Below are 13027 nucleotides of genomic sequence, written 5' to 3'. Positions count from 1 at the left end.
CGGGGGCGTCTAGTACCGATTCAACAAAAAACCCCGCAGATTGCGGGGTTTCTCGTTGCGGTCCGAAGGCTCGCCGGGCACCCGACGGGACTCAGATGTTGGCGTCGAGGAAGGCCGCCAGCTGGGACTTGGACAGGGCGCCGACCTTGGTCGCCTCGACGTTGCCGTTCTTGAACAGCATCAGGGTCGGGATACCGCGTACGCCGTATTTCGGCGGGGTGTCCTGGTTCTCGTCGATGTTCAGCTTGCAGATCTTCAGCTTGCCCTGGTAGTCCTTGGCAATCTCGTCGAGGACGGGGGCGATCATCTTGCACGGGCCACACCACTCGGCCCAGTAATCGACCAGCACAGCGCCTTCGGCCTTGAGCACGTCCTGCTCGAAGCTGGCGTCGCTAACGTGGGAGATGAGTTCGCTCATGGATGTTCTCCGTGGATTCGGATGCGGAAATTGGCGGCCATCATAGCCCGGCTTTCCCCGGACCGAAAGCCGCTGGCGATTGAGCCTTCCTATGGAGGTGCGTTGGAAAACTGATGGATAACCGCCTGCGCGTCAATCCGCCGCGGCCATTTATCGCCCTGTGCCGGAGCCTTCGCGAACACCGCCACCGGGAGGCGGGGCGCCGCCTATAGTAAGGAGGCGGCCGTCATGAAGCGGAAACTTCTCCGTGGCATTCTGTGACGCCGCCTGCCATTCCCTTGCACGAGCGTTCCACGACTCGCGTTGGCGCAACGTGACGATCGTGGCAGGATGGCGCCGTTCAGAAACGAGACACCAAGACCATGCCCTCGACCCGTCGCGCCGAAACCCCTTCCCTGATCGCAGCCATCGACCTGGGCTCCAACAGCTTCCACATGGTGCTGGCCAAGGCCGATCACGGGGAGATCCGCATCCTCGAGCGCCTCGGCGACAAGGTGCAGCTCGCCGCCGGCCTGGATGACGAGCGCATGCTCAGCGAGGAAGCCATGCAGCGCGGCCTCGACTGCCTGCGCCGCTTCGCCCAGATGACCAACAGCCTGCCCGAGGGCGCGGTGCGCATCGTCGGCACCAACGCCCTGCGCGAGGCGCGCAACCGCGCCGAGTTCATCCGCCGCGCCGAGGCCATCCTCGGCCACCCGGTGGAAGTGATCTCCGGCCGCGAGGAAGCCCGCCTCATCTACCTGGGGGTGTCCCATAGCATCGCCGACACCCCCGGCAAGCGCCTGGTCGCCGATATCGGCGGCGGCAGCACCGAGTTCATCATCGGCCAGCGCTTCGAGTCGCAGCTGCGCGAGAGCCTGCAGATGGGCTGCGTGAGCTACACGCAGCGCTATTTCCGCGATGGCAAGATCACCCCCGCCCGCTACGCCCAGGCCTACACCGCCGCGCGCCTGGAGCTGATGGGCATCGAATACAGCCTGCGCCGCCTCGGCTGGCAACAGGCGGTGGGCGCCTCGGGCACCATTCGCGCCGTCGGCCTGGCGATCCAGGCGGCCGGCATGGGCAGTGGCGAGGTCAACCCGGAAGGCCTGGCCTGGCTCAAGCGCAAGCTGTTCAAGCTGGGCGAGGTGGAGAAGCTCGAACTCGACGGCATCAAGCCCGATCGCCGTGCCATCTTCCCGGCCGGGCTGGCGATCCTCGAGGCCATCTTCGATGCCCTCGAACTCAAGCACATGACCCATTCCGAAGGCGCCCTGCGCGAAGGCGTGCTCTACGACCTGCTGGGCCGCCACCACCACGAGGACGTGCGCGAACGCACCCTCAGCGCGCTGATGGAGCGCTGCCACGCCGACGCCGAGCAGGCGGCCCGCGTCGAGGCCAAGGCACTGGAAGCGCTGGAGCAGGTGGCGGACGCCTGGGAGCTGGACGACGAGTGGCACCGCGACCTGCTGGTCTGGGGCGCCCGTGTCCACGAGATCGGCATGGACATCGCCCACTACCAGTACCACAAGCACGGCGCCTACCTGATCGAGCACTCGGACCTGCCGGGCTTCTCCCGCCAGGACCAGCAGATGCTCGCGCTGCTGGTCCGTGGCCATCGCCGCAACATCCCCAAGGACAAGTTCGCCGAGTTCGGCGACGAGGGCGTCAAGCTCATCCGCCTTTGCGTGCTGCTGCGCTTCGCCATCCTCTTCCACCACATCCGCACCAGCCAGGAGACCCCCCAGGTCCGCCTGAAGGTGGGCCCGCAGAGCCTGGACGTGCAGTTCCCCGAGAACTGGCTGGCGGCCAACCCGCTGACCCAGGCGGACTTCGAACAGGAAGCCACCTGGCTGAAACGCATCGACTTCACCCTGCAGGTGAGCTGAAGCGAGACGCCGGAAGCGGACAGCGAAACGGGGCCAGGGGGCCCCGTTTTCGTTGGTGCGGTCCAGTGGCCGGTCAGCGCGCGCTGACCGGCGGGTTGAGCAGCTTGTCCAGCAGGATGGCCTGGGCGCTGCGCGGGTTCTGGTTGCCGCTGGGGCTGTTGCGCAGGTAGCGACCGTCGGGCTGCAGGGCCCAGCTGTGCGTGTTGTCGGCGAGGTAGGTCTCCAGCTCCTTCTTGACCCGGGTGATGAGCTTCTTGCCCTCCACCGGGAAGCAGGTCTCCACGCGCATGTCGAGGTTGCGCTCCATCCAGTCGGCACTGGAGAGATAGAGCAGCTCGTCACCACCATTGAGGAAGTAGTAGATGCGGCTGTGTTCGAGGAAGCGGCCGATGATCGAGCGCACCTGGATGTTGTGCGAGACGCCGGGGATGCCCGGGCGCAGGCAGCACATGCCACGCACCACCAGGTCGATCTTCACGCCGCTCTGGCTGGCCTTGTACAGCGCGCGGATGACCTTCGGGTCGGTCAGCGAGTTGACCTTGGCCATGATGTGCGCCGGCTTACCTTCGGTGGCGTGCAGGGCCTCCTTGGCGATCATGTCCAGCAACGACTTCTTCAGGGTGAAGGGCGCGTGCAGTAGCTTCTTCATGCGCAGCGTCTTGCCCATGCCGATCAGCTGGTTGAACAGCTTGTGCAAGTCCTCGCAGAGCGCGTCGTCGGCGGTGAGCATGCTGTAGTCGGTGTACAGGCGCGCGTTGCCGGCGTGGTAGTTGCCGGTGCCCAGGTGGGCATAGCGGCGCAGCTCGCCATCCTCGCGGCGCAGGATGAGCATCATCTTGGCGTGGGTCTTGAAGCCGACCACGCCGTAGATCACCACGGCGCCGGCAGCCTGCAGGCGGCTGGCCAGCTGCAGGTTGGATTCCTCGTCGAAGCGCGCGCGCAGCTCGATCACCGCGGTGACCTCCTTGCCGTTGCGTGCCGCTTCCACCAGGGCGTCGACGATCTCGGAGTTGGCACCGGCGCGGTACAGCGTCTGCTTGATGGCCAGGACGTTGGGGTCCTTGGCCGCCTGGCGCAGGAAGTCCACCACCGGGGTAAAGGACTCGAAGGGGTGCAGCAGCAGGATGTCCTGCTTACCCACCACGCTGAACAGGTTCTCGGCCTTCTGCAGCAGCTTGGGGATCACCGGGGTGAAGCTCGGGTGCTGCAGTTCGGGGTGGCTGTCCAGCCCTGTGATGCTGAACAGGCGGGTCAGGTTGACCGGGCCGTTGACCTGGTACAGCTCGCTCTCGGCCAGGCCGAACTGCTTGAGCAGGTAGTCGGACAGGTGTTTCGGGCAGGTGTCGGCCACCTCCAGGCGCACCGCATCGCCGTAGCGGCGCGAGAACAGCTCGCCGCGCAGGGCGCGGGCCAGGTCCTCGACGTCCTCGGTGTCCACCGAAAGATCGGCGTTACGGGTCAGGCGGAACTGGTAGCAACCCTTCACCTTCATGCCGGGGAACAGGTCGTCGGCATGGGCGTGGATCATCGACGACAGGAACACGAAGTTGTCGCCGGGGCCGCTGATCTCCTCGGGGACGCGGATCACGCGCGGCAGCAGGCGCGGCGCCGGGATGATCGCCAGGCCCGAGTCACGGCCGAAGGCATCGACACCCTCCAGCTCGACGATGAAGTTGAGGCTCTTGTTCACCAGCAGCGGGAAGGGGTGCGTCGGGTCGAGGCCGATGGGGCTGATGATCGGCGCGATCTCGTCGCGGAAGTAGCGGCGCACCCAGGTCTTGAGCTTGGGCGTCCAGTAGCGCCGGCGGATGAAGCTGACCTGGTGCTTGGCCAGCTCCGGCAGCAGCACGTCGTTGAGGATGCTGTACTGGCGCGCCACCTGTTCGTGCACCAGCTCGCTGATACGGGCCAGCGCCTGGTGCGGCAGCAGGCCGTCGGCACCCGCCTGTTCGCGGGCGAAGGTGATCTGCTTCTTCAGGCCGGCGGCACGGATCTCGAAGAACTCGTCGAGGTTGCTGGAGAAGATCAGCAGGAACTTCAGGCGCTCGAGCAGCGGGTAGGACTCGTCGAGCGCCTGCTCCAGGACACGGATGTTGAACTGCAGCTGCGACAGCTCCCGGTGGATGTACAGGCTGCTGTCATCCAGGCCCGGGATCACCGGAGCCGGCGCGGGGGCCGGCGGCGGAGTCTCCACGGGAGCCGGGGCGGGGGCCTCGGCGACCGGCTGCTCCGGCACGGGCTCTTGTTCGGGGTTCGACGCTTGGTTCAGTCCATCGGTGTTCATCTGGTTTCCTGCTGGGGAGTCAGGCTCCCGCCTTGAGCATTTCTGCGGCACGCACGGCGAAGTAGGTAAGGATGCCATCAGCGCCCGCACGTTTGAATGCGGTCAGCGATTCGAGTATGACCGCCTCGCTCAGCCAGCCGTTCTGGATGGCCGCCATGTGCATGGCGTACTCGCCGCTGACATGGTAGGCGAAGGTCGGTACGCGGAAGGCATCCTTCACGCGCCAGACGATGTCCAGGTAAGGCATGCCCGGCTTGACCATGACCATGTCGGCGCCTTCGGCGAGGTCTGCCGCCACTTCGTGCAGGGCCTCGTCGCCGTTGGCCGGGTCCATCTGGTAGCTGGCCTTGTTGGCCTTGCCGAGGTTGGCGGCCGAGCCCACGGCATCACGGAAGGGCCCGTAGTAGGCACTGGCGTACTTGGCCGAGTAGGCCATGATCCGCACGTTGGGGAAGTCGGCCAGCTCCAGCGCTTCGCGGATCGCCTGGATGCGGCCGTCCATCATGTCCGAGGGCGCGACCACCTGGGCGCCGGCCTCGGCGTGGGACAGCGCCTGCTTGACCAGGGCGTCCACGGTGATGTCGTTCTGCACGTAACCGTCGGCGTCGAGGATGCCGTCCTGGCCATGGGTGGTGAAGGGGTCCAGGGCCACGTCGCTGATCACGCCCAGTTCCGGGAAGCGCTCGCGCAGGGCACGGATGGCGCGCTGGGCGATGCCGTCCGGGTTCCACGCCTCGGCGCCGTCGAGCGACTTGCGCTCCAGCGGTGTCACCGGGAACAGCGCCAGCGCGGGGATGCCCAGGGCCACCCAGCCGGCCGCGGCTTCCAGCAGCAGGTCGATGGACAGGCGCTCGACGCCCGGCATCGAGGGCACCGCTTCACGGCGGTTCTCGCCGTCCAGCACGAACACCGGGAGGATCAGGTCGTCGACGGTCAGGGTGTTTTCACGCACCAGGCGGCGGGAGAAGTCATCACGGCGATTGCGGCGCAGGCGGGTAGCGGGGAACAGGCGATTGGCGGGGGTAAAGCTCACGACAGACTCCAGGGTCCAAAGGAGGACACAGTGCGACATTTATAAGCGGCAATTATGACCGAATGGTAACAATGCATGACAGCGACGCTCTGTCGCGTTCGACGAAATTTCCGAGGCCCCACGAGGGCTGGCCGTGAACCAGTCGACCCTCGACTGGCGGTTCGCCACCCTTTAGAGCTTTTCCCGCAGCGCCAACCCGGTTAGGCTTCGCGTTCATTTTTGCCGCGCTGCCTAACTGATGCTGCAACAATTCCTCCAGGATTTCGGCTACTTCGCCCTCTTCCTCGGCACCTTCTTCGAGGGCGAGACCATCCTGGTCCTGGCCGGCTTTCTCGCGTTCCGCGGCTACATGGATATCAACCTGGTGGTGATGACGGCGTTCTTCGGCAGCTATGCCGGCGACCAGCTGTGGTACTACCTCGGCCGCCACAAGGGCCGGCAGATCCTCGCCCGTCGCCCGCGCTGGCAGGCCATGGGCGACAAGGCCCTGGAGCACATCCGTCGCCACCCGGACATCTGGGTGCTGAGCTTCCGCTTCGTCTACGGCCTGCGCACCGTGATGCCAGTGGCCATCGGCCTGTCCGGCTACCCGCCGCTGCGCTACCTGATCCTCAACGGCATCGGCGCCATCGTCTGGGCCCTGGCCCTGGGCTTCGCCGCCTTCCACTTCGGTGCCGTGCTCGAAGGCATGCTGGGCAACCTCAAGCGCTACGAGCTGATGGTGCTCGGCGTGCTGGTGGTGATCGGCGGCCTGCTCTGGCTGCGCCGCCGGCTGCGCAACAGCCGCGAAGCCAAGGCGAACGCCGACCAGCCTCCGCAGCCGTAGCCCATCACTCCCGACTCAGACCGCCAGCGCCGCCTCGCGCCGCCCCAGCGCGACCAGCGCCAGCACGCTGGCCAGGCCGTGCACCCCCAGCACCAGCCAGGCCGACGGGCTGGCCGGCAGCATGCCAAGCCCCCCCGCCAGCCATAGCACCGGCACGTTAGCCGCCAGCCGCGCCAACTCCAGGCGCAATGCCCAGGGCCGGTTTTCCAGCCACGCACCGATGACGAACAGGCCGAACGCCAACCAGCCCCAGCCCAGCAGCACGGCGCCCAGCGGCAAGCCGTCGCCCGCCCCCAGCAGGTAGCTGCCACCCACCAGGTAACCGACGAACTGCAGCGCCGCATACAGGGTGCGCCCGCCCGACAGCGGCACCTCGAACTTGCTGAAACGGCTCAGGTCCGGCTTGGCCTGCGGGTACTTGAGCGCCACATCCGCGGGTCGCCAGCCGGTGCGCATGAACCAGATGCGCAAGCGATCCCACCAGGACCCGGCGCGCACCGCGTCCCGCCAGAGCACCGAGTAGAACTGCAGGTTGGCCCAGATCGGGTTCCAGCTGGCCAGGGGAGTGGTCACGCCGAACACCACCGGTTCCTCGTCCAGCTCCTCCTGGAAGGTGCCGAACAAGCGATCCCAGAGAATGAAGACGCCACCGTAGTTGCGGTCCATGTAGACCGCGTTCTGCGCATGGTGGACGCGGTGGTTCGAGGGGCTGATGAAGAACCACTCGAACCAGCCGAGCTTCGGCACATGGCGCGTGTGCACCCAGAACTGGTAGAGCAGGTTGAGCGCGGCCACCGTCAGGAACACCAGCGGCGGCACGCCGGCCACCGCCATCGGCAGGTAGAAGATCCAGCCGAAGAGGAAGCCGGTACTGGTCTGGCGCAGCGCCGTCGAGAGGTTGTACTCCTCGCTCTGGTGGTGCACCGAGTGCGCGGCCCAGAGCACGTTGCGCTCGTGGCCCAGGCGGTGGTTCCAGTAGTAGCAGAAGTCGTAGAAGACGAAGGCGAACAGCCAGACCCAGGGGCTGTCCGCGCGCAACTCGAACAGCGCCAGGTGCTGCCAGGCATAGGTGTAGGTGAGCACCCCCACCGCCTTGGTCAGCAGCCCGCTGGTGGTGGACAGCACCCCGGCGCTGAGGCTGTTGATGGCATCGGCGGTGCGGTAGGTGCGCACCCCGCGCCAACGATCGGCGAGCAGCTCGATGCCGATCAGCAGGAAGAAGAAGGGGACCGCGTAGAGGACGTAATTCATGATGTCAGCCGTATCGTTATGCCGATCAAGGGACTAGGATTGCCAGGCTCGATGCTACGCCCGCGCCTCTCCGGGGCCCCTGGCGCCGCATGCCAGCCCAACCGGCATATGACGACACATGCGCATAACCACACGACGCACCTTTTCCATCCTGCTGATCCTGATCGCCACGGCCGCCCTCCTGGGACTCTATCCCTATCGCGCCGCGCTGCTGCCGGCCGCCGACGACCTGGCGTCCGCGCGCGAGCGCCTGGCGCCCCACCTCAGCCTGTTCACCCCGGCAGGCGAAGGCCCCTTTCCCACCGTGCTGGTGTTCCACGGCTGCAGCGGGCAAAGCCCGGGCTTCGTCGAGAACGTGAAGAAATGGCTGCTGCCCCAGGGCTACGCATTGCTCTTCGTCGACAGCCTGGGCGCACGCGGCATCCATGACTGGCATCCGGTCTGCGACGGCAAGCTGCTGTGGGGCAACGAGCGTGCGCTGGACGTCTACGCCGCCCTCGACCTCGCCCGCTCGATGCCCCGCCTGGATCACCGGCGCATGGCCCTGCTCGGCTACTCCCACGGCGGCTGGAGCATCCTCGATGCACTCGCCTACGACGGCGGCGCCGGCCATGGCTTCCCCCGCATCGGCCAGCAGGCGCTGGACGGTGTGCGCGGCGTCATCGCCTTCTACCCTTACTGTGGATTCCCCGCGCACCTGCGCCAGGGCAAGGGGCGCGACCTGCCGGTGCTGATGTTTCTCGGTGGCAAGGACAGAATCACTGACCACCTTCAGTGTCTATCAGCTATAGACGGGCTCGAACTCGAACAACTGCAACTGGTGCAATACGGCGGGGCCGACCACGTGTTCGACCAGCGCAGCGACCTGAATACCTACCAACCCAGGCTGGCCGAGGATGCCCACCAGCATGCCCAGGCGTTCCTCCAGGAGAACCTGAAGGCGGCCCAGTGAAGCGGAGAACGCTATGAACAAGAAAGTTGCTGTGATTCTTTCCGGCTGCGGCGTGTACGACGGCGCGGAGATCCACGAGAGCGTGATCACCCTGCTGCGCCTGGACCAACGCGGCGCACTGGCGCAGTGCTTCGCACCCAACATCGCCCAGCACCACGTGATCAACCACCTCACCGGCGAGGAGATGCCCGAGAGCCGCAACGTGCTCACCGAGTCCGCACGCATCGCCCGTGGCGCGGTGAAGGACGTCCGTGAACTCAAGGCCGAGGACTACGACGCCCTGATCATCCCCGGCGGCTTCGGCGCGGCGAAGAACCTCTCCGACTTCGCCCTCAGCGGCGCCGACTGCAGCGTGCAGCCCGACGTCCTGGCCGCCGCCCAGGGCTTCGCCGACGCCGGCAAGCCGGTGGGGCTGATCTGCATCGCCCCGGCCATGGCCGCGAAGATCTATGGCGCAGGCGTCACCTGCACCATCGGCACCGACGCCGACACCGCCGGTGCGCTGGAGAAGATGGGCGCCGAGCACGTCGAGTGCGTGGTCAGCGAGATAGTCGAGGACAAGGCACGCAAACTGGTCACCACCCCCGCCTACATGCTCGCCCAGTCCATCAGCGAAGCCGCCTCGGGCATCTACAAGCTGGTCGACCGCGTGCTCGAACTGACCCACGCCGACCACTGACGGCCAGGCGGGCGGCCCTGGCCGCCCGCCACTGCAAGCCGCTCCCGCCAATCCGCGTGCCATTTGGGCCGCGCCCCTGTTCAAGCGCCCCGCGCTGCGTCAGCGTCGCACTCTCGACCCCGACGCAGGTGCAGCATGAGCGACAACGACTTCGTCCTGACCCCGGAACTGCAACAGGCGGTCCGGCGCTTCTTCGAACGCATCCCCTTCAACCAGGTACTCGGCATCCAGCTCGGCGTGCTGTCGCAGGAGCAGGTGACCATGCACCTGCCGATGAAGGACGAACTGATCGGCAACTTCGTCCACGGCATCCTCCATGGCGGGGTGATCTCCTCGCTGCTGGACGTCACCGGCGGCGCCATGGCGCTGATCGGCGCCTTCGAACGCCACCAGGGCCTGTCCACCGCCGAACGCATGGAGCGGCTGTCCAAGCTCGGCACCATCGACCTGCGTATCGACTACCTGCGCCCGGGGCGCGGCCGCGCCTTCACCGCCACGGCGGTGCTGTTGCGCTCGGGCAACAAGGTCGCGGTGGTGCGCTCGGAACTGCACGCCGACGACGGCACCCTGGTGGCCGTCGGCACCGGCACCTACCTCTGCGGCTGAGGGCGTTCAGCCCCGGGCGAGGCGGGTCAGCAGCCGGTCCAGCGAGTTGGAGAACGCCTGGCGGTCCTTGTCGCTGTAAGCGGCCTGGCCACCCCCCATCTGCCCCTGGTCGCGCAGGTCGGTGAACAGGTTGCGCACCGCCAGCCGCTCACCCATGTTGCGCTCGTCGAATTCGCGGCCACGCGGATCCAGCGCGGCGACGCCCTTCTTCACCAGCCGGTCGGCCAGCGGCACGTCGCTGCAGATCACCAGGTCGCCCGGCTCGGCCTGCTCCACCAGGTGATCGTCCGCCGCATCCGGCCCGCTCGGCACCACCACCAGGCGCACGCAGGCGAAGGCCGGCTTCACCTGGCTCTGCCCGGCCACCAGCACCACCTCGAACTTGCGCTTGAGGGCGAACTTGATGACCTGGTCCTTGGCAGCACGGGGGCAGGCGTCGGCGTCGATCCACACACGCATGGGCTTGGGCTCCGGAAAGGTTGCGGGCGCGCAGTATGCCAGCCCCCCCTGCGGATGCTCGCTGCGCCACCATGCCGCAGCGCCTGCGAGATCAAAATGATCTCATTGAGCCATCTATTTTCGCCGATATTCCCCTATAATCGCCCGCCCTTCCCGCACCTCCGGTGCCCCGGGAAGGCCCATGCGGGGATTGGCAGGAAGCCGCCACATGCCATTGCACGCCTGGATCAGCTGGAAACGGCTGGCAGTATCAAGGACTCGACGAGGAACCCATGGCATCCCGCGCCCTCACCGCCCTGGCGGCCTGCTTCGCCCTGCAGCTTGCCGGCTGCTCGGTCCTGCGCAGCTACGAAAGCGAACTCACCGCCACCAGCCAGCACCTCGCCCGTGGCGACGTGGACGCCGCCCTCGGCACGCTGGAAGCCAACAACGGCGGCGAGGACAAGGACCTCCTCTACTACTTCGAAAAGGGCGAGCTGCTGCGTGCACGTGGCGACCTCGTCGGCAGCCAGGCCGCCTGGCGCCAGGCCGACCGCATCGTCTTCCAGTGGGAAGAGGCGATGAAGGCCGACCCTTCGCGCTACCTGGGGCAGGCCGGCGCCTTCCTCGCCAACGACCGGGTGCGTCGCTACGAGGGCTACGACTACGAGAAGGTCATGCTCACCACGCAGATGGCCCTCAACGACCTGGCCGTCAGCGACTTCGACGCCGCCCGTACCGAGATCCGCAAGACCCACGAACGCGAAGCACTGATCGCCGAGCTGCGCGACCGGCAGTACCTCGACAGCGAGGAAGAGGCCGAGCGCCAGGGCATCAGCACCCGCTTCGAAGACCTGCGCGGCTACCCGGTGGCCTCGCTCGATGCCCCCGACGTGGTCAACCTGAAGAACAGCTACCAGAGCGCCTTCAGCCACTACCTCGCCGGGTTCGTCTACGAGGCCCTGGGCGAAAAGGGCCTGGCCGCCCCCGGCTATCGCCAGGCCGCCGAACTGCGCCCCGGCACGCCGCTGCTGGAACAGGCCCTCCTGGACCTGGACGCAACGCCTGCGGCGGACGCCGGCAGCGACGTGCTGCTGGTGCTGCAGAGCGGCCTGGCGCCGGCCCGCGACTCGTTGCGCATCCCGCTGCCGGTGCCCCTGGAGTCCGGGATGATCATCAGCACCGTGTCCTTCCCGCTGCTGCGCGACGACACCAGCACCCCGGCGCCGGCCTTCGTCGAGGTGGATGGCACACCCACCGCCCTCACCGAACTCAGCAGCGTGCGCGCCATGTCGCACCGCGCCCTGCGCGACGACATGCCCGGCATCATCCTGCGCACCACCGTGCGCGCGGTGACCCGGGGCGCCCTGCAGAAGCAGCTCAACGACAACGGCAACGCCCTCGCCAGCCTGGCCGTCGGCATCATGTCGGTGGCCAGCGAAGGGGCCGACGAGCGCACCTGGCGCACCCTGCCCGGCAGCATCGGCGTCGCACGGTTGCGCCTGGCCATGGGCGAGCACCGCCTGGCCCTGCCCACCGCCCATGGCGTGCGCGAATTCACCCTGAAGATCGATCGGCCCCACCAGGTGGTCCCGCTGCGCCTGGTGGCCGGCCAGGTCTACGCCCAGGGCGCCGTCACCCCGACCACACCCGGCGTCCGCGCCGTGGCCAGCAACCAGACACCCTGAGGAACACACATGCGCAATCTGCTCGTCGCCGGGCTCGCCCTGGCCCTGCTGGCCGGCTGCTCCGGCCGCGAAACCGCCTCCAGCAAGGTGGCGCCCATGGGCGATGTCGAAGACATCGAAGTGGACACCATGCGGGTGGCCCGCGAGAACGGCTTCCTCACCGTCAAGGTGAAGCTGACCAATACCTCCAGCCACAACCGCACCCTCTACTACCGCTTCGCCTGGCTCGACAGCGACGGCTTCCCCGTCGCCGACGAGGAGAGCTGGAAGGCCTTGCCGATCTACGGCACCCAGACCACCGTCCTGCCGGCCATTGCCCCCGTACCCAAGGCGACCGACTTCCGCCTTGAAATGAACACCCCCGACTGATCACGAGAGAGCGAATCCCCATGCGCCTTGTCCGCACCACCTGCATCGCCGCCTTCGCCCTGGCCGCCGCCGGCTGCGCCAACAACCCCTCGCCGGTACTCGGCGGCGGCAACATCAGCTATGGCGACAGCAAGGCCGTCGAGCTGATCACCAACGAGTTCGGCTCCACCGACCTGCAGATGATCGCCGAGTCCATGACCCGCTCGCTGGCCCAGTCCGGCGTGCTCCAGGGCCGCCCGGTGATCCAGGTCTACGACGTGAAGAACAAGACCAGCGAGTACATCGACACCCGCGAGATCACCACCTCGATCAAGACCCAGCTGCTGAAGTCCGGCACCGCACGCTTCGCCAGCGACAACACCGACATGCAGAGCCAGGTCGACCAGCTGAAGCTGCAGAACCAGAGCGGCCTGTACAAGAACTCCACCATCGCCAAGACCGGCAACATGATCGCCGCCAAGTACCGCCTGGAGGGCTCCATCAGCTCCATCGTCAAGCGCAGCAGCGACTACAAGGACGTCTTCTACAAGTTCAGCCTGCAGCTCGTCGACGTCGAGAGCGGCCTGGCCGAATGGATGGACGAGAAGGAAATCCGCAAGACCACGGAGCGTTGAT

13 protein-coding genes are annotated in these 13027 nt (G+C 67.0%); 8 read left to right on the top strand and 5 right to left on the bottom strand.

Annotation, left to right across the window (positions count from 1 at the left end; all coding sequences use genetic code 11):
• Positions 1-91 precede the first annotated feature (91 nt).
• Entirely contained in the window at positions 92-418 is a 327-nt protein-coding gene (gene trxA / locus PHLH3_RS01220) for a thioredoxin TrxA (protein ID WP_021218198.1), read from the bottom strand.
• 362 nt (positions 419-780) lie between these two features.
• On the opposite strand from trxA, the gene ppx reads away from it, so the two are divergent.
• On the top strand, positions 781-2286 hold the full coding sequence (gene ppx, locus PHLH3_RS01215; protein ID WP_111261137.1) for an exopolyphosphatase: 1506 nt from the start codon (positions 781-783) through the stop codon (positions 2284-2286).
• A gap of 73 nt (positions 2287-2359) precedes the next feature.
• Here ppx and ppk1 read toward each other — a convergent pair whose 3' ends face one another.
• Positions 2360-4570 (bottom strand): polyphosphate kinase 1, encoded by a 2211-nt coding sequence (gene ppk1 / locus PHLH3_RS01210; RefSeq protein WP_213627705.1) that lies wholly within the window; start codon positions 4568-4570, stop codon positions 2360-2362.
• Between the two features lie 19 nt (positions 4571-4589).
• On the bottom strand, positions 4590-5603 hold the full coding sequence (gene hemB / locus PHLH3_RS01205; protein WP_213627703.1) for a porphobilinogen synthase: 1014 nt from the start codon (positions 5601-5603) through the stop codon (positions 4590-4592).
• Positions 5604-5838: 235 nt separating this feature from the next.
• Here hemB and PHLH3_RS01200 point away from each other — a divergent pair, with 235 nt between their 5' ends.
• Positions 5839-6429, top strand: coding sequence for a DedA family protein (locus PHLH3_RS01200; protein ID WP_213630379.1), 591 nt, complete (start codon positions 5839-5841; stop codon positions 6427-6429).
• A 15-nt stretch (positions 6430-6444) separates the two neighbouring features.
• Here the strand turns inward: PHLH3_RS01200 and PHLH3_RS01195 are convergent, their stop codons facing one another.
• Positions 6445-7680, bottom strand: a complete 1236-nt coding sequence (locus PHLH3_RS01195) for a sterol desaturase family protein (RefSeq protein ID WP_213627701.1) — start codon at positions 7678-7680, stop codon at positions 6445-6447.
• Positions 7681-7798: 118 nt separating this feature from the next.
• On the opposite strand from PHLH3_RS01195, the gene PHLH3_RS01190 reads away from it, so the two are divergent.
• From PHLH3_RS01190 to PHLH3_RS01180, 3 genes are all read left to right on the top strand, one after another.
• Positions 7799-8632: a dienelactone hydrolase family protein gene (locus PHLH3_RS01190; RefSeq protein WP_213627699.1), complete on the top strand. Its 834-nt coding sequence runs from the start codon at positions 7799-7801 to the stop codon at positions 8630-8632.
• A 13-nt stretch (positions 8633-8645) separates the two neighbouring features.
• A complete protein-coding gene (gene elbB, locus PHLH3_RS01185; RefSeq protein ID WP_213627697.1) occupies positions 8646-9311 on the top strand; it encodes an isoprenoid biosynthesis glyoxalase ElbB in 666 nt (221 codons plus the stop codon).
• Between the two features lie 135 nt (positions 9312-9446).
• A complete protein-coding gene (locus PHLH3_RS01180) occupies positions 9447-9917 on the top strand; it encodes a thioesterase family protein (RefSeq protein WP_213627695.1) in 471 nt (156 codons plus the stop codon).
• A gap of 6 nt (positions 9918-9923) precedes the next feature.
• Here the strand turns inward: PHLH3_RS01180 and PHLH3_RS01175 are convergent, their stop codons facing one another.
• The gene (locus tag PHLH3_RS01175; protein ID WP_111261145.1) at positions 9924-10376 is read right to left on the bottom strand and encodes a YaiI/YqxD family protein; all 453 of its coding nucleotides are present in this window, start codon (positions 10374-10376) and stop codon (positions 9924-9926) included.
• A 272-nt stretch (positions 10377-10648) separates the two neighbouring features.
• Between PHLH3_RS01175 and PHLH3_RS01170 the strand changes: the two genes are divergently transcribed.
• Genes PHLH3_RS01170 through lpoB form a run of 3 tightly spaced genes read left to right on the top strand, consistent with a single transcriptional unit; the run spans position 10649 to position 13026 of the window.
• Positions 10649-12043: a hypothetical protein gene (locus tag PHLH3_RS01170; protein ID WP_213627693.1), complete on the top strand. Its 1395-nt coding sequence runs from the start codon at positions 10649-10651 to the stop codon at positions 12041-12043.
• Between the two features lie 9 nt (positions 12044-12052).
• Entirely contained in the window at positions 12053-12412 is a 360-nt protein-coding gene (locus PHLH3_RS01165) for a YcfL family protein (RefSeq protein WP_173176695.1), read from the top strand.
• Positions 12413-12432: 20 nt separating this feature from the next.
• Positions 12433-13026 (top strand): penicillin-binding protein activator LpoB, encoded by a 594-nt coding sequence (gene lpoB / locus PHLH3_RS01160; RefSeq protein WP_213627691.1) that lies wholly within the window; start codon positions 12433-12435, stop codon positions 13024-13026.
• Position 13027: the final 1 nt, after the last annotated feature.

This window comes from Pseudomonas sp. Pc102, from assembly GCF_018408275.1.
Classification (GTDB): domain Bacteria; phylum Pseudomonadota; class Gammaproteobacteria; order Pseudomonadales; family Pseudomonadaceae; genus Metapseudomonas; species Metapseudomonas tohonis.
This window is presented reverse-complemented; position numbering and strand designations above follow the sequence as displayed.